The organism is Bradyrhizobium sp. CCGB01, from assembly GCF_024199795.1.
GTDB lineage: Bacteria > Pseudomonadota > Alphaproteobacteria > Rhizobiales > Xanthobacteraceae > Bradyrhizobium.
Genome location: NZ_JANADK010000001.1, coordinates 232,972 through 248,892, shown reverse-complemented (window position 1 = coordinate 248,892; position 15,921 = coordinate 232,972). Strand labels below are relative to the sequence as shown.

Below are 15,921 nucleotides of genomic sequence, written 5' to 3'. Positions count from 1 at the left end.
TTTTAGTTCTGAAGCTGGGTGAGGCGTTGCCGCGCCTCCGCCGATCCGAGTGCCGCGGCCTTCTGGTACCAGTCGCGCGCGACGGTCGCGTCGCCAGCGACGCTCCGCGCGTCGCTGGTGCCCAGCACGGCCGGGTCATGGGTCTGCGCCAGCAGAAATGCCGCTGTCGCATCCTGTGCATTGGCCGCGCGTTCGAGCAGCAAGCGGGCCGCAACAATATCGCCGACCTTCAACAGGTTCTTCGCGCGCGTCATCAGCCCGGCCAGCGTATCGGCGTCGAGCGCCTTGGCGGGCGGAGGGGGTGCAGGCGGCGCCGCGACGGGTGCGGGCAGGGCCACCGGCGTTTGGGCTTGCAGCGCGGTCTGATAGGCGGTCGCGATCGCCTCGCGGCTCGGCGTTGACGGCGCAGGGAGGCCCTGCGTGTCGGCGCTCGCCAGCTTCGTGCTTGTCACGCCGGCCGGATCCTTGAGCGAGGTCTGCGGCATGGCCGCCGCGTTGACCGACGCCATGGCCTGGTCCGACGCGACGACCATCCAGCGACCGGCATTGGCGGCGAAGAGGCCGCGAAGGTCGGACTGAAACAGTGTGACCACAACCGCCACGGTGGATGCCGTCAGAACGGCCGCGAGAACGCGCGGGACGATTCTGGAGCGCACCTCTACCGGCTCATATTCGCTTGGGTCCGGCGCACCGAGCGGATCGGACAAGAAGAGCGGAATTGGATCGTCCTGCGAAAGATCGGCCCGCGCGGCGCGCGCGCGGATAAAGGACGCGGTCGGCGGATGTAATGCGGCTCGATTGGCGTCGAGGGCTGTCGACTCCTTCGACTGGCGGTACGCCGTCGTTTCCATGGTGATCCTCCCCTTAACTAACGCAACGCAGGGGCATTTCCGGCTTCAGTCTTCTTGCTTTTGTCCAGAACTGTCCCGTAAATGGAACCGGTAAAACGCCGCGTGAATCAGCCCAAAAAACGACGACGGTTTGCGCGAATCTGGAAATAGTTGGGTTTGATTGAGGCGAGGTCGGGGAATGCACCGCAATTTCAGCGGTGATGGTTGAGGAAGGCTCTACCGGACGTCGCCGCGCCCGCCCGTGCTGCCTCCACATTCCCCGCCGTCCAGGACGCCGCGGCTTCTCGGTCAAGTCACTGTCATCTCCGGAAATACCGGGTCGCCCGGTCCCGGTTCCGCCACGGCTTCGCTGGGCCTTGTATGGGGCCGGCGTAGCTTCAGCGAAGACGGCAAGCCGGACGACGACGGTCGAGCGCGTGCTGCGCAGCGCCTCGACGAGGTCGCTACGCGCTCACATCACGGGTGCAAGATCACCTTGCCCATGGCCTGGCGTCCCGCGAGCACCTTCAGGGCGTCGGCGGTTTGCGCCAGCGGGAAGGTGCGGTCGACATGCGAGGAAATCTTTCCTTCCGCGGTCCACTTCACGAGCTTCTCGAGATTGGCGCGGTTCTTCTCCGGATTCTGCCGGGTCCATGCGCCCCAGAACACGCCGCGAATGTCGCAGCCCTTCAGCAGCGCGAGGTTCAGCGGCATCTTCGGAATATCGCCGGCGGCAAAACCGATGACGAGGAAGCGGCCCTCCCAGGCGATCGAGCGCAGCGCCTGCTCGGCATACGCACCACCAACCGGATCGAAGATGATGTCGACGCCCTTGCCGCCGGTGAGCTTGCGCAAGCCTTCCTTCAAATCTTCCTTGGCGTAGTTCAGCGTCAGCTCGGCGCCATGCGCCTTCGCGAATTCGAGCTTCTCGTCCGACGAAGCGCAGGCGATCACCTTCAGGCCCATCAGCTTGCCGAGCTCGCAGGCAGCAAGGCCCGTGCCGCCGGCGGCGCCCAGCACCGCGAGCGTCTCGCCCGGCTTCGGGCTGGCGCGATCTTCCAGCGCATGCAGCGCGGTGCCGTAGATGATGATAATGCCGGCCGCGCGGTCATAGTCGAGATTGTCGGGGATCTTCACGATCGATGCCGCCGGCAGCGCGATCTTCTCGCGCGCGCCGTTGTGGCCGCAGGACGCAACGACGCGATCGCCGACCTTCAGATCGGTCACGCCGGGGCCGATGCTCTCGATCACGCCTGCGACTTCCGCGGCCGGCGAGAACGGGAACGGCGGCTTGATCTGGTACTTGCCCTGGATCATCAGGATGTCGAAGAAGTTCAGTGCCGCCGCCTTGATCGCGATCACGGCCTCGCCGGGACCTGCCACCGGATCCGGCACGTCGGCAAGCACGAGATCGTCGGGCTGGCAATATTGCGAGCAGAGGATGGCTTTCATGGCGGCACCTGGAGCGTTTCGGGGTGGAATTATAGTTGGCCCGTTTCTGCCGGATTTAGGCACGGGCGACAATCCGGTTTCTTTGCCCAAAGCAATGCACAGGCCTATCGTCACGCCATCGCGAGCGCAGCGAAGCAATCCAGAGTCCGTGCTGCGGAAATAGTCTGGATTGCTTCGCGGAGCCTGTCATCGGGCCGCGCTTTGCGCGGACCTGGTGGCTCGCAACGACGATAACAAGAAAAAAGGATTCAAACGATGTTTGAAACGGGACTGCTCAAGGACAAGCGCATCCTCGTCACCGGCGGCGGATCTGGCCTCGGCGCCGCGATGGGGCTTCGCTTCCTCGCGCTCGGCGCCGAGCTCATCATCTGCGGCCGCAAGCTCGACCGGCTGGAGGCAACAGCGAGCGAGATGCGCGCGCAGACCAGCGGCAAGGTCACGACGATGGCCTGCGATATTCGCGACGGCGCAGCCGTCGAGAGCATGATGGATGCGATCTGGCGCGAGGCGCCGCTCGACATCCTCGTCAACAATGCCGCCGCGACCTTCATCGCGCAGAGCGAGCATCTGTCGTTTCGCGCCGCGGACGCGATCCTCGCGCCGACGCTGCATGGCGCGATGTATTGCACGCTCGCCGCCGGCAAGCGCTGGATCGACGGCAAGCATCATGGCGTCGTGCTCTCGATCCTCTCGACCTCGACCATCACCGGCCGCGCCTTCACCGTTCCCTCGGCGATGGCCAAGTCGGCGGTGCTGGCGATGACCAGGAGCCTCGCGGTCGAGTGGGGCCCGAAGGGCATCCGCACCATCGCGATCGCGCCGGGGCCGTTCCCGACCGCGGGCGCTTCGGGCCAGCTCCGTCCCGAGGGCCGCGACGAAGGCTGGACCGCGCGGAACCCGATGGGCCGCACCGGCGAGCACAGCGAACTTACCGACCTCGCCAGCTTCCTGGTCTCGGACCGTGCCGGTTACATCAATGGCGAGATGGTCGTGATCGACGGTGGCGCGCATTTGCGCAGTTCCGGCGCCGAGGATTTGCTCGGCTGGACCGACGCACAATGGGCCGAGCAGCGCGCGGCGCGATCCAGGGGCTGACCCGCTAACTGCCTTCCCAAATTGGACTTTCCCCGCTATCCCTGCTGCGGGGACAACGCGCGGCCGGGCCATCTTCCAGTCACAATATTGAGGGAACCACTCCAGCATGTGGCGGGTGCTGATTTTAGCCTTGATGACTGGCGTGATGGCCGTGGGAATCACCGATTCCGCGCGGGCGCAGACGGCGCAACCTGCGCCCAAGGCCGCACCGAAGGCGGCTGCACCGGCTGCCAGTCCGACTGCCAAGACGGCAGCAAAGCCCGAGAGCAAGCCGGCGGCTCCGGCCGCCGCGGTTGCGGGCGGCGCCGAGCCCACCCTGATCGGCCAGTTCGGCACCTGGGGCGCCTATTCGGCCACGCCCAACGGCAAGAAGGTCTGCTTCGCGCTGGCCAAGCCGTCGTCGTCGAAGACCAACCCGCCGAACCGTCCGCGCGATCCCGCCTATGCCTTCGTCTCGACCCGGCCGGCGGAAAAGGTGAACAACGAAGTCTCGGTCATGATCGGCTACGCGCTGAAGCCGGGCTCGGAATCCTCGGTCGAGGTCGGCGGCGCCGCCTTCGCGATGTACACGCAGGGCGACGGGCTCTGGATCAAGAACGCGGCCGAGGAGGAGCGGATGGTGGAAGCCATGCGCAAATCCGCCGATCTCGTGGTCAAGGGCGTCTCGGCCAAGGGAACCGAAACGACCGATACCTTCTCGCTGAAAGGCCTCGCCCAGGCGCTAGACCGGATTTCGCAGGATTGCAGGCGTTAAGGCTGCGGGCGGTATCACGGTCGCAATCGGCTGTTCCGGTTGCTATATAGAGACGGTTCCAAGTTTTTCCGTCATTCCGGGATGGTCCGAAGGACCAGACCCGGAATCTCGAGGTTCCGGGTTCGATGCTGCGCATCGCCCCGGAACGACAAGACAATCAGGTCCATTCAATGCAACCGATGACCGAGCCGCACAACGCAACACTGGTGGAGAAGACTCCGCTCGAAACCTATGTGCCGCCGGCAAAGCCCTCGCTGATCGGCCTGTCGCGCACTGAACTTGCCGACCGCCTCGGCGAGATCGGCGTCGCGCCCGCCCAGCGCAAGATGCGCGTGCAGCAGCTCTGGCACTGGCTCTATTTCCGCGGCGCCCAAAGCTTCGACGACATGACCTCGATCTCGAAGGGCATTCGCGCCGATCTCGCGCAGCATTTTACCGTCGACCGGCCCGAAGTCGTGGCCGAGCAGATCTCCAACGACGGCACCCGCAAATGGCTGTTGCGCCTGCCGAGCGGCGACAACGCCGAAAGGGCGCATGAAGTCGAGTGCGTCTACATCCCCGAGACCGATCGCGGCACGCTCTGCGTCTCCTCGCAGGTCGGCTGCACGCTGAACTGCTCCTTCTGCCACACCGGCACGCAGCGCCTGGTGCGCAACCTCACCGCCGGCGAGATCGTGGGACAGGTGATGGTCGCGCGCGATCGCCTGAACGATTGGGCCGATCGCGAGGACGGCACGCGCCGCGTCACCAACATCGTGATGATGGGCATGGGCGAGCCGCTCTACAATTTCGACGCGGTGCGCGATGCGCTGCTGATCGTCGGCGACAATGAAGGCATCGGCATCTCCCGCCGCCGCATCACGCTGTCGACCTCGGGCGTGGTGCCGAACATCGTTCGTGCGGGCGAGGAGATCGGCGTCATGCTCGCGATCTCGCTGCATGCGGTGCGCGACGAGCTGCGCAACGAGCTGGTACCGCTCAATCGCAAATATCCGATCAAGGAGCTGCTGCAGGCCTGCCGCGACTATCCCGGCGCATCGAACGCGCGCCGCATCACCTTCGAATATGTGATGCTCAAGGGCGTCAACGATTCGCTCGACGATGCGAAACTCCTGGTGAAGCTGCTCAAGGGCATTCACGCCAAGATCAATCTGATCCCGTTCAATCCCTGGCCCGGCACGGCCTATGAATGCTCGGACTGGGACCAGATCGAAAAATTCTCCGAATACATCTTCAACGCGGGCTATTCCTCGCCGGTCCGCACCCCGCGCGGCCGCGACATCCTCGCCGCCTGCGGCCAGCTCAAATCGGAGACCGAAAAGCTCTCGGCCAGGGAACGCCAGGCGCTGCGCGCCATGGCGATGACGGATTAGCCTTTCATGCTCGCGCTCTTTCGTCATTGCGAGGAGCGCAGCGACGAAGCAATCCAGACTGTCTCCGCGGACGCATCTCTGGATTGCTTCGCTGCGCTCGCAATAACGACAACGGTGGCTTCCCCCGCATGTCCCTGATCGGCCGCCTCGTCGTCATCTTCATCGGCTTCCTCGCCGCCTGTTTCGTCGGCGGCATGATCGTCGTCGTCGCGTTGCTGTTTCCGGAATTCGCCGATCTTGGCGCGGGCCCGGTCGATCAAGGCGCGATCGACATCCTGCTCGGCTTCGGCTTCATCTTCGTCTCGGGCTTTGCGCTGGTGCCGGCGGCGGTGATCGTCGCGATCACCGAGGCGCTCTATATCCGCAGCGCGCTTGCCTACGCCGCTGGCGGCGGCCTCGTCGGGCTCGCCTGCTATCTCGGCCTCGTTCCCTTCCACTCCGATACGTTGCAGTTCGAAGGCATCGTGCGGCGGCATCTGGAAATCATGACCGGCGCGGGCATCGTCGCCGGAATCGTCTACTGGCTGATCGCCGGCCGCAATGCCGGCGCCTGGCGCGACCCCTCGCCCCCGCGCAAACCGCCTCCGCCGCTGCCGTCGAATTCAAGGCCGGACGCGCGATGATTTGTGCTGTCATTCCGGGGCGATGCTCAGCATCGAACCCGGAATCTCGAGATTCCGGGTCTGGTCCTTCGGACCATCCCGGAATGACGCCGGCCAGGGTTTTCATCTCCGTCCCACTCCGCTAAACCGCGCGCCATGAACCGGACTGGACTCTTCATCGCCCTGGCGCTGTGGCTCGTGATCGGCGTCGTTTTCGGCCTCTATCCCGAACTCGACCTCAAGCTCGCCGCGCTGTTCTTCGATCCCGACACAAAAACCTTTCCGCTCAAGCTGAACGACTGGGCCGGCTTTGCGCGTGACGCTGCGATGTGGGTCGCCTGGGCGTTCGTGCTGCCGTCGCTTGTCGCACTCGTGGTCAAGATGTTCCGGCCCGACCGGCCGCTGATGGTGTCGGGGCGCGCGATCGTGTTCCTGCTGGTCACGATCATCCTGTCGGCCGGCATCCTCACCAACCTCACCTTCAAGACCTATTGGGGCCGGCCGCGGCCGGTGGTGGTGACGCAGTTCGCCGGCGACCAGCAGTTCGTGGCGTGGTGGGATCCGCGCGGCGAGTGTGCGCGCAACTGCTCGTTCTTCTCGGGCGAAGGTGCGACCGCGTTCTGGACCCTGGCGCCGGCCGCGCTGGCGCCGCCGGCGTGGCGGCCGCTCGCTTATGCCGCCGCGGTGGTCTTCGGCATCGTGACCAGCGGGCTGCGGATGGCCTTCGGCGGCCACTTCTTCACGGATGTCTCGATCGCCGGCCTCGTGACCTTCGTCGTGATCTGGTTCGCCTACGCGCTGATCTACCGCTGGCCACGGACCCGGTTCTCGGACGAGGCGGTCGACGCCGCCCTGACCCGGCTGAACATGCCCGCTTACCGGCTCCGCCAGCGCCTGTTCGGCCGCAAGACGGGCGCCGAGCCCTCGGTTTGAGCCATTAAATGGGTGCCGAGACGTGCGAAATTTGATATTCGCGCGGTCAAGTTCACCCTCACATCAGCCCTTTGAGACCCGATTGGAAGCGCCATGACCACGATCCTGAAAAGCCTGCCCAAGGGTGAGAAAGTCGGCATCGCTTTTTCGGGCGGCCTCGACACCAGCGCGGCGCTGCTCTGGATGAAGCAGAAGGGCGCGCGCTGCTACGCCTATACCGCCAATCTCGGCCAGCCCGATGAGGCCGACTACAACGAGATCCCGCGCAAGGCGGAAGCGTTCGGCGCCGAGAAGGCCGTGCTGGTCGATTGCCGCACCCAGCTGGTCCACGAGGGCATCGCCGCGATCCAGTCCGGCGCCTTCCACATCTCGACCGGCGGCATCACCTATTTCAACACCACGCCGCTCGGCCGTGCCGTCACCGGCACCATGCTGGTCGCGGCGATGAAGGAGGACGGCGTCAACATCTGGGGCGACGGCTCGACCTTCAAGGGCAACGACATCGAGCGCTTCTACCGCTACGGCCTGCTGACCAACCCGTCCCTGCGCATCTACAAGCCCTGGCTCGACCAGCAGTTCATCGACGAGCTCGGCGGCCGCGCCGAGATGTCGGCGTTCATGACGGCGCAGGGCTTTGCCTACAAGATGAGCGCCGAGAAGGCGTATTCGACCGACAGCAATCTGCTCGGCGCCACGCACGAAGCGAAAGATCTCGAGAGCCTCGACAGCGGCATCAAGATCGTCAACCCGATCATGGGCGTGCCGTTCTGGCGCGACGACTGCAACGTCAAGGCCGAGAAGGTCGTGGTGCGCTTCGAGGAAGGCCAGCCTGTTGCGTTGAACGGCCAGACCTTCTCTGATCCCGTCGCGCTGTTCCTCGAAGCCAACGCCATCGGCGGCCGTCATGGCCTGGGCATGAGCGACCAGATCGAGAACCGCATCATCGAGGCCAAGAGCCGCGGCATCTACGAAGCGCCGGGCATGGCGCTCCTGCACATCGCCTATGAGCGCCTCGTCACCGGCATCCACAACGAGGACACCATCGAGCAGTACCGCATCAGCGGCATGCGCCTGGGACGTCTGCTCTATCAGGGCCGCTGGTTCGATTCGCAGGCCCTGATGCTGCGCGAGACCGCGCAACGCTGGGTCGCGCGCGCCGTCACCGGCGAGGTGACGCTGGAGCTGCGCCGCGGCAACGACTACTCGATCCTCAACACCGAGAGCCCCAACCTGACCTATGCGCCGGAGCGGCTCAGCATGGAGAAGGTCGAGGACGCCGCCTTCACGCCGGCTGACCGCATCGGCCAGCTCACCATGCGCAACCTCGACATTGCCGACACGCGCACCAAGCTTGGTCTCTATTCGAAGACCGGTCTGCTGTCGGGCAGCGAAGGCTCGCAGATCTTCAGGCTCGAGAGCGACAAGGGCTGAGGCCGTAGGGCGGGTTAGCCGAAGGCGTAACCCGCCACGCCTCCGCGTTTGGCAAACGAAGTCGGCGGATTACGCTTCGCTAATCCGCCCTACAACAAGAAACAAGAATGGCCGGGATCGCTCCCGGCCATTTTGCATTCATGCTTCGCCTCAGCGCAGCACCGATTGGGGGCGGCGGCAGCGAGGCCTGACTGCCGCCGAGCCGCGGCGTGCAAGCGCCTGATTTTGCGTCCGTTTGTAAATCGAGGCTCGGCAGCGTGCCGCGCGACATTATGCGGCACTGTGTTCCACGAGACCGGAAGGTGTCTGAAACGACCGAATGAGTGGGGCCTGTCACGACGGAGCGACCCATGGCCAGACACAGACACGATCTGCCGCAGCATCGAGGCGGCATCTTCCTGACCGACGGTGGCATGGAGACCACCCTGATCTTTCACAAGGGACTGGAGCTTCCCCACTTCGCTGCATTCGTGCTGCTCGAGAGCGCGGAAGGCCGATCACATCTGAAGGAATATTACGACGCCTATCTCGCCATCGCGCGGCAGCGTGGGCTCGGCTTTGTGCTCGACAGTCCGACCTGGCGCGCCAATGCTGATTGGGGTGCCAAGCTTGGTTATGATGAGGACAGGCTCAAGGCGCTCAACATGCGTGCCATTCGCTTTATCGAGGAATTGCGCGGTGCCTGGGAGGCTCCTGGCCGGCCTTGCGTGATCAACGGCGCGATCGGCCCGAGGGGCGATGGCTACAAGGCCGGCAACATGGATGCGGCCGAGGCGATGGCCTATCACTCGCCTCAGATCGCGGCCTTTGCCGAGGCTGGCGCGGACATGGTGACCGCGTTCACGCTGAACAGCGTCAATGAAGCCATCGGCGTTGTGCGTGCGGCGAAGATGCAGGCGATTCCAGTTGCGGTCTCGTTCACAGTCGAAACCGACGGTCGTCTGGTCAGGGGAGAGACCCTGCGTGAGGCGATCGAAACGGTCGATCATGCAACGGAACGCGCGTGCGAATATTTTCTGATCAACTGTGCTCATCCAACACATTTCGAGGGTGCTCTCGAAGCCGGCGAGCCATGGGTCGAGCGCATTCATGGCGTTCGCGCCAACGCCTCGATCAAGAGCCATGCCGAGCTTGACGAATCGGAGGCGATCGACAGTGGCGATCCCGTCGATCTCGGCCGCCGCTATCTGGCGCTCAGGCGCGCGTTCCCGCGCATGCAGTTGCTCGGCGGCTGCTGTGGCACTGATCACAGGCATCTCGCAGCCATCTGCGATGCCTGCATGCCGCATCAGGCGTCAGGTGCATGATTAAAACAAAAATGGCCGGGATCGCTCCCGGCCATTTTCCATTCGTGCCTCGCCTCAGCGCGGCGGTGCGGTGCCGGGCGGGGGCGGCGGCAGCGAAGCCTGACCACCATTGAGCAGCGGCGTGATGTTGCGGATGGTCACACGCCGGTTGATCGGGCTCGGCCCCTGCGTCTGCTCCTTCAGATACTGCTCGCCGTAGCCCTGTGACGTCAGGTTCTCGGCGGGCACATTGAACTGTTGCGTCAGCAGTTCGGCCGCGGACTGCGCACGGCGGTCCGACAGCGACAGATTGTCGACGTCGTTGCCGACCGCGTCGGTGTGTCCCTCGATCAGGAACACCTCGCGCGGGTTGCGCTGGATCGCCTGGTTCAGTCCGTCCGCGATCACCTGGAGCCGGGCCGCCTGGTCCGGCGGGATGGTCCACGATCCCGTCTCGAAGTTGATCGTGTTGACGTCGATGCTCGGCATCTGCATGCGAACATTGGGGCTGTAGCGGATCTCGTCGAGCGAGTAACGCCGATCGATCCGCTGCACCGGCGGTGCCACCATGGTCTGGTAGATCACGTCCGGCGACGCCTCCTGGGCGTCGACGATGTAGCGATCATAGGGAATGTTCACGACCGGCGGCGGCACGTCGACATAGAAGCCGCCGACCGCCCGCGGATCGCGATAGGTGTTGTCGATGATGATGATCTCGCGTCCGCGCGGGTCCCTGCGGATACGCCGCAGCAGCGAGCCGTCCGCGCCGACCACGGTGATCACCTCGCTGCCGTCGGGACGGACCACGACGGTGCGGGTTTCGCCGCCGACGGTGTCGGTGCGGATGTCGCGGGCGCCGTAGCGGAAGCGATAGAGATCGTTGCCGCGGACATAGGCCTGCCCGCCCGGATCGCGGATGATGATGCGGTCCGGCTCGGTGTAGACGGTGCGGCCGCCTTCGACGACCTCACGCCGCTGGCTGTGCATGTCGGCGATGGTCGCGCCGATCACGGCACCGGCAACCACGCCCGCGCCGATCGCGAGCGGCGTCAAGTCACGCTGCTGCGGACGCGGCGGTGGCGGCAGCGGAGCTGCGACTGTCGGCGCGGCACGGAAGGCCGGTGCGACCGTCGGCGGCGCGTATTGCGCCCTGTTGGGCGGCGGTGCCGCGGCCGGCGTACCGGGGACGACGGTCGGTGCCGCGGCGCCGGCGGGAGGAGCCGGTGGCCGGGGCGGCAGACCGGCCTGGGGCGGCGCGGCCGGGGCTCCGGCAGCGGGCGCGCCGGCAGGAGGCGTTGCACCCTGTTGGCCGGGGGGCGGCGTCGTGGTCGGGGCTGCACCAGGCGCGGGCGCTGGTCCCGCACCGGGACGTCCGGGCGGCGGCGTTGCGGCACCGGGGGCCGGTGTGGCCGTCGGAGCGGGCGCGGCACCGGGAGCCGGTGTCGGCGATCCCGCAGCCGGAGGGGTGCCGGGCCGTGCGCCGGGCGGCGGCGCGCCGGGGCGGCCAACAGGGGGTGCGCCAGGCGTGCTGCCCGGAGCCGGCGTTGCGGTCGGCGCAGGTGTTGCCGTCGGTGCAGGTGTGGTTGCCGGGGCAGGCGCGTTCGGGCGAGCCGTGGGTGCTGCTGTCGGAGCAGCAGGCGTTGCCGCCGGCGCGGGGCGCCCCGCAGGACCCGCTGCCGGAGGCGGCGGAGGCGGCGTCGGAGTCGGGCGAGCCGCAGGCGGCGGTGGCGTCGGCGCGTGCTGCTGCGGAGCCGCCGCGGGAGGCGGTGCTGGCGGCGTGGGAGCCGGACGTGCTGCGGGCGGTGCCGGAGGCGGCGGTGTCGGAGCGTGCTGCTGCGGCGCTGCAGCCGGCGGCGGCGAAGGCTGCTTCGGGGCGGCAGGCGGCGGTGGGGGCGGCGGCGGCGCCGGGCGGGCCGCAGGTGGCGGCGGAGGCGGTGGCGGCGCTGCAGGGCGCGGCGGTGCGGCAGCCGGCGGAGGCGCAGCAGGCGGGTGGGGCGGTGCAGCCGCGGGCGGCGGTGCCGCGGGGCGCGCGGGCGCCGCAGGCGGCGCGGCCGCTGGCGGTCCCTTCGGAGGCTGCTTCGGTTTTCCGTCAGGGCCCGTCTCTTGTTGTGGTTGGGCCTGCGCAACCACGAGCGGCGGCGCGCTTTGCGCATGCGATGCGGAGCTTGTGAACTGCATCGCGGTCAGAGCCGTCGTTGCAAGCAGCACGAAACGAAGGTGAGTCATATTGGTGAACTTCCCCGGAAGGTTCTTTGACGAAGTGTCGGGATGAACGGCTACGCGTTAGGCCGGAATGTGGCGGGCGAAGAGGTCGCGGTCCGATTTATTTCTGCACGCAAATCACCTCACTATGGTGACGTTCATTGCGCATTCAGAAGCAGGTTGCAATTGCCTCACATGTGATGCTTCGCCTCATATGTGATCCCGCGGCGAACTTGCATCCGTCGCGGGATTCGGCGTGAGCGGCCCGGTCGGTCCGCGCGATGGAATCTCTTCCGGCATGTGGCCCGGCAATTCGTCGGGTCGCGGTGGCGAGCCGGGCTCGCGCACCGGCGGCGTGATTTCAGGCTGCGGATTGCCCGGCGGAATTCCAGGCGGCGGCTCGGTAGGCGTGCCGGGAGTCGACGGCGGAATCTCGGGCGGCTCAATCGGCATCAGCATCATCGGGGTCAGTTGTCAGGAGAACGATAACGATGATGCCGCACCGATGTTCCTCGCGCCGTCGTCCTGAAAGCTGCCTATTCCGGTGCGTGGCAGACGGCCTCGATGTTGTGGCCGTCGGGATCGCGCACGAACGCGCCGTAATAGTTCGCATGATAATGCGGGCGGATGCCGGGCGGTCCGTTGTCGCGTCCGCCGGCCGCCATCGCCGCCTTGTAGAACGCATCGACCGTGGCGCGGTCTTTGGCGACGATCGCAACATGCACGGGCTTGTTCATCGGGCCTTCGGCGCCGAACCAGAAGTCCGGCTTGCCGTTGGCGCCGAAGCCCGCGGCAGCGGAGTGGCCGGTCTGCTCCGCCGTCACTTCCATGATCAGGCTGTAGCCGAGCGGAGCGAGCGCCGCCGCGTAGAACGCCTTCGCGCGTTCATAGTCGGAGACGGAGAAACCCAAATGGTCGATCATCGCAACCTCCGTTGTTCGCCCCTGTCAGCGCGACAGGAACGTATTGCTCCGCGTCTTGCGCACGATCGCAAAGCCGCGTGCGACCATGTCGGCAATACAATCCTGCTGCCATTCGTTTTGTGACAGATGCTCGATCACGACTGCGCGCGGCCACTGCGATTGCGGCGCGTCGCGGAAGAAGCCGATCAGCACGCGATCCTCGAAGCCTTCGACGTCGATCTTCAGCGAATCGACCTGCGCAACTCCGGCCTCGTCCAGGATGCGCGTCAGCCGCAGCGACGGCACCTTGATCGCATCCGTGCTGGCCGCGCCGGTCACGACATGCGTGGCGCCGAGATTGCCGCCGCCGCTCTCGATCATCAGCTCGCCGTCGCTGTCGCCGGCGGCGGCCTGCACCAGGCGCACCTGCGTTGCGTTCGATGCGGCCTGGTTGAACGACAGCCGCCCGAACGTCATCGGATGCGGCTCGATCGCGACCACCTTGCCCGTGGTGCCAACCTGCCGCGCCATCACCAGCGCAAAGGTGCCGACATTGGCACCGACGTCGACGAACGTGCCGCCTGCGGGCGTGTGCCGGCGCAGGAAGTCGAGCTCGTCGAGATTGTAGTCGGGGTTGAACAGCGCGCCGCGCTCGGTCGCACTGCCCTGGTGATAGAGCCGGAACGAGGCGCCCTGGTATTGCACGTCAACGGGGCCGCCGCGCAGCAGATTGACGAGCCGCGACATCCACGGACGGAACGCGCCGCGCTTCAGCCCCGACTGCGTCGCGAGGCGAATGATGGCAGCCTGCGCAGCATTTGGCGCAAATGCGCCGAATGGCGCGGACGAAGGGGCGTTGTCGGGCGTCAAGCAGGCGGTCCTCGTTGCAAGCGGCGCATGCATAGCCGGTTTTGATGAGAGCTACAATTTCGCTGTCGTTCCGGGGCGCGAAGCGAACCCGGGACCCATAACCACGCGGAGGAATTGTGGTGCAAGATGCCCACTCCGAGTCTTCGCCACACTGCTCCCTGGGGGTATGGGCCCCGAATCTGCGCTCCGCTTCGCTGCGCTTGTCCGGGATGACGGAGAGAGTGTGCTACGCCGCCTTCTTCGGTGTCGCCTTGCGCTGGCGCAGGAAGCGGCCGAGCAGCTTTCGCCGGCCCTTGCGCGGGATCAGGTCGATGTCGCTGACGAGCTTGGCGCCGCCCTTGCGGCGCTCCAGCACGATCTTGCGGCTGTGGAAGGCCTCCAGCTCGACGCGATGCGCGACGCTGACGATGGTCGCCTTCGGCAGCGCGTCGGTGACCATCTGCATCATCTTGTCCTGGCTCTTCTCGTCGAGCGCGGAGGTCGCCTCATCGAGCACGACGATGTCGGGGTTGTGCAGCAGCAGCCGGGCGAAGGCGAGGCGCTGCTTTTCACCGCCCGACAGCGTCTGGTCCCACGGTCCGTCCTCCTCGATCTTCTCCTTGAGATGATCGAGGCCGACCTTGTGCAGCGCTTCGCCGATCTCCTCGACGGTCCAGTGGTCGGCCGCGCCGGGATAGGCGACAGCACGGCGCAGGCTGCCGGACGGTACGTAGGGCCGCTGCGGCAGCATGAACAGCCGCCGGTCGGGATGGAAATTGACGCTGCCGCCGCCCCATGGCCAGAGCCCTGCGATGGCGCGGACCAGCGTGCTCTTGCCGGTGCCGGATTCGCCGGCGACCAGCAGCCGCTCGCCGGGCTCGATCACCACCTCGGTCTCGCCGACAACCGCGGTGCCGTCGTCGAGCGTGACCGAAAGGTCGTTCAATTCCAGCATGGCGTCGTTGCTGGTCTCGCCACGCTTGATGCGGCCGAGGCCGTCGCCCTGCTCGGCGCGCTCGAGGCCGTCAAGCGACATCATCAGCGAGGCGATGCGCCGGGCGCAGGCGTTCCAGTCGGCGAGCCGCGGATAATTGTCGACCAGCCAGCCGAACGCGCTCTGCACGATGGTGAAGGCGGAGGCGGCCTGCATCACCTGTCCGAGCGTCATGCTGCCCTCGAGGAATTTTGGCGCGCAGAGCAGCAGCGGCACGACCGGTGCAACGAGGCTCGAGCCTTGCGAGACCAGCGTTGTGCGCATGTGCTGGCCGGCGAGGCGCGCCCATTGCCTGAGCACGCTGGTGAAGTTGCGGTCGATGCCGCCGCGCTCCTCCTCCTCGCCGCCGAGCAGCGCGATGCTCTCGCCGTTCTCGCGCACGCGCGTCAGCGTGTAGCGGAAATCCGCCTCGGCCTGGTTCTTGTCCTCGGAGACCTGCACGAAGCGCCGGCCGATCACCAGGATCGAGCCGGAGGCTATCGCGGCATAGAGGATTGCGGCGATGACGAGGAAGCCCGGAATGGTGATGGTCGAGCCGCCGAGCGTGACCGTGAGCGCGCCGCCGATGGTCCACAGCACGATGATGAAAGTGACGGCTGACAACAGCGCCGAGGTCACGCCGGCGAGAAAATCGACCGGAGAATCGGTCGCAACGCGCAGATCCTCGGCGATGCGGTATTCCGGGTTCTTGTGGTCGCCGCCGACCAGGTTGAGCTGATAGTAGCGCCCGTTGGCAAGCCAGCGCGTCAGCACGCTGGCGGTGAGCCAGGCCCGCCAGCGCCGCTGAATGCCCATGCGTGCAAACACCTGGGCGACGCCGAGCACGATGCTGCCGATCGCGAGCGGGAAGAACATGGCCGTGAGATGGAAGACGGTGGCTGCGTCGCGCTTCTCGATGGCGTCGAAGATCGCGCGATTCCAGACGTTGATGCCGTACTGGAAGCCGACGGTCAGGATGATCAGCACGCCGAGTCCGATCGAGAATGGCCAGGCGAGACGGTCGCCGTTGCGGCCCCAGAAGCCGCGTGCGCTGATCCAGAAGCGCGTCAGCAGATAGTCCTTGCGGGCCTGCTCGGCCTCTTCGGGCGACAGCTCGGGGTCAGGTTCGACCAGCTCGGGCGGCGGCGGTGCGACCTCATCGCCGCCCTCGCCGGTGATCTCGATGATGGGCGGCTCCTTGCCCTGTTCGCGCTTTGCGGCCGGCTTGTGCATGCGCGG

Annotated in this window: 14 protein-coding genes; 7 read left to right on the top strand and 7 right to left on the bottom strand. The window is 66.3% G+C overall.

Annotation, left to right across the window (positions count from 1 at the left end):
* Window positions 1–2 precede the first annotated feature (2 nt).
* Window positions 3–851, bottom strand: coding sequence for a hypothetical protein (locus NLM25_RS01080; RefSeq protein WP_254114955.1), 849 nt, complete (start codon window positions 849–851; stop codon window positions 3–5).
* 456 nt (window positions 852–1,307) lie between these two features.
* Window positions 1,308–2,282: an NADPH:quinone oxidoreductase family protein gene (locus NLM25_RS01075; protein WP_097660586.1), complete on the bottom strand. Its 975-nt coding sequence runs from the start codon at window positions 2,280–2,282 to the stop codon at window positions 1,308–1,310.
* A gap of 255 nt (window positions 2,283–2,537) precedes the next feature.
* Between NLM25_RS01075 and NLM25_RS01070 the strand changes: the two genes are divergently transcribed.
* From NLM25_RS01070 to NLM25_RS01040, 7 genes are all read left to right on the top strand, one after another.
* Window positions 2,538–3,377, top strand: a complete 840-nt coding sequence (locus tag NLM25_RS01070; RefSeq protein WP_254135721.1) for an SDR family oxidoreductase — start codon at window positions 2,538–2,540, stop codon at window positions 3,375–3,377.
* Window positions 3,378–3,483: 106 nt separating this feature from the next.
* Entirely contained in the window at window positions 3,484–4,131 is a 648-nt protein-coding gene (locus NLM25_RS01065) for an invasion associated locus B family protein (protein WP_254114959.1), read from the top strand.
* Between the two features lie 170 nt (window positions 4,132–4,301).
* Complete coding sequence (rlmN, locus tag NLM25_RS01060) at window positions 4,302–5,504, top strand: 23S rRNA (adenine(2503)-C(2))-methyltransferase RlmN (protein WP_254114961.1); 1,203 nt, start codon at window positions 4,302–4,304, stop codon at window positions 5,502–5,504.
* 128 nt (window positions 5,505–5,632) lie between these two features.
* A complete protein-coding gene (locus NLM25_RS01055) occupies window positions 5,633–6,127 on the top strand; it encodes a hypothetical protein (protein WP_254135720.1) in 495 nt (164 codons plus the stop codon).
* Between the two features lie 135 nt (window positions 6,128–6,262).
* On the top strand, window positions 6,263–7,039 hold the full coding sequence (locus tag NLM25_RS01050; RefSeq protein ID WP_254135719.1) for a phosphatase PAP2 family protein: 777 nt from the start codon (window positions 6,263–6,265) through the stop codon (window positions 7,037–7,039).
* 93 nt (window positions 7,040–7,132) lie between these two features.
* Window positions 7,133–8,470 (top strand): argininosuccinate synthase, encoded by a 1,338-nt coding sequence (gene argG / locus NLM25_RS01045; RefSeq protein ID WP_254135718.1) that lies wholly within the window; start codon window positions 7,133–7,135, stop codon window positions 8,468–8,470.
* Window positions 8,471–8,820: 350 nt separating this feature from the next.
* Window positions 8,821–9,777 (top strand): homocysteine S-methyltransferase family protein, encoded by a 957-nt coding sequence (locus NLM25_RS01040; protein WP_254114966.1) that lies wholly within the window; start codon window positions 8,821–8,823, stop codon window positions 9,775–9,777.
* A gap of 54 nt (window positions 9,778–9,831) precedes the next feature.
* On the opposite strand, the gene NLM25_RS01035 is transcribed toward NLM25_RS01040, so the two are convergent.
* The 5 genes from NLM25_RS01035 to NLM25_RS01015 form a co-directional block, all read right to left on the bottom strand.
* Window positions 9,832–11,982, bottom strand: a complete 2,151-nt coding sequence (locus tag NLM25_RS01035; protein WP_254135717.1) for an OmpA family protein — start codon at window positions 11,980–11,982, stop codon at window positions 9,832–9,834.
* 186 nt (window positions 11,983–12,168) lie between these two features.
* On the bottom strand, window positions 12,169–12,411 hold the full coding sequence (locus tag NLM25_RS01030; protein ID WP_254135716.1) for a hypothetical protein: 243 nt from the start codon (window positions 12,409–12,411) through the stop codon (window positions 12,169–12,171).
* Between the two features lie 83 nt (window positions 12,412–12,494).
* On the bottom strand, window positions 12,495–12,881 hold the full coding sequence (locus NLM25_RS01025) for a VOC family protein (protein WP_254135715.1): 387 nt from the start codon (window positions 12,879–12,881) through the stop codon (window positions 12,495–12,497).
* Window positions 12,882–12,905: 24 nt separating this feature from the next.
* Window positions 12,906–13,730, bottom strand: coding sequence for an FkbM family methyltransferase (locus tag NLM25_RS01020; RefSeq protein ID WP_254135714.1), 825 nt, complete (start codon window positions 13,728–13,730; stop codon window positions 12,906–12,908).
* Between the two features lie 226 nt (window positions 13,731–13,956).
* On the bottom strand, window positions 13,957–15,915 hold the full coding sequence (locus NLM25_RS01015) for an ABC transporter ATP-binding protein/permease (RefSeq protein WP_254135713.1): 1,959 nt from the start codon (window positions 15,913–15,915) through the stop codon (window positions 13,957–13,959).
* Between the last annotated feature and the right edge of the window lie 6 nt (window positions 15,916–15,921).

What these genes read in the sequence shown, in the direction of transcription:
- NLM25_RS01015 (WP_254135713.1), bottom strand. Translation starts at nt 15,915, where the DNA reads ATGCACAAGCCGGCCGCAAAGCGCGAACAGGGCAAGGAGCCGCCCATC.
- rlmN (WP_254114961.1), top strand. Translation starts at nt 4,302, where the DNA reads ATGCAACCGATGACCGAGCCGCACAACGCAACACTGGTGGAGAAGACT.
- NLM25_RS01050 (WP_254135719.1), top strand. Translation starts at nt 6,263, where the DNA reads ATGAACCGGACTGGACTCTTCATCGCCCTGGCGCTGTGGCTCGTGATC.
- NLM25_RS01035 (WP_254135717.1), bottom strand. Translation starts at nt 11,982, where the DNA reads ATGACTCACCTTCGTTTCGTGCTGCTTGCAACGACGGCTCTGACCGCG.
- NLM25_RS01025 (WP_254135715.1), bottom strand. Translation starts at nt 12,881, where the DNA reads ATGATCGACCATTTGGGTTTCTCCGTCTCCGACTATGAACGCGCGAAG.
- NLM25_RS01075 (WP_097660586.1), bottom strand. Translation starts at nt 2,282, where the DNA reads ATGAAAGCCATCCTCTGCTCGCAATATTGCCAGCCCGACGATCTCGTG.
- NLM25_RS01030 (WP_254135716.1), bottom strand. Translation starts at nt 12,411, where the DNA reads ATGCCGATTGAGCCGCCCGAGATTCCGCCGTCGACTCCCGGCACGCCT.
- NLM25_RS01065 (WP_254114959.1), top strand. Translation starts at nt 3,484, where the DNA reads ATGTGGCGGGTGCTGATTTTAGCCTTGATGACTGGCGTGATGGCCGTG.
- NLM25_RS01070 (WP_254135721.1), top strand. Translation starts at nt 2,538, where the DNA reads ATGTTTGAAACGGGACTGCTCAAGGACAAGCGCATCCTCGTCACCGGC.
- NLM25_RS01040 (WP_254114966.1), top strand. Translation starts at nt 8,821, where the DNA reads ATGGCCAGACACAGACACGATCTGCCGCAGCATCGAGGCGGCATCTTC.
- NLM25_RS01080 (WP_254114955.1), bottom strand. Translation starts at nt 851, where the DNA reads ATGGAAACGACGGCGTACCGCCAGTCGAAGGAGTCGACAGCCCTCGAC.
- argG (WP_254135718.1), top strand. Translation starts at nt 7,133, where the DNA reads ATGACCACGATCCTGAAAAGCCTGCCCAAGGGTGAGAAAGTCGGCATC.
- NLM25_RS01055 (WP_254135720.1), top strand. Translation starts at nt 5,633, where the DNA reads ATGTCCCTGATCGGCCGCCTCGTCGTCATCTTCATCGGCTTCCTCGCC.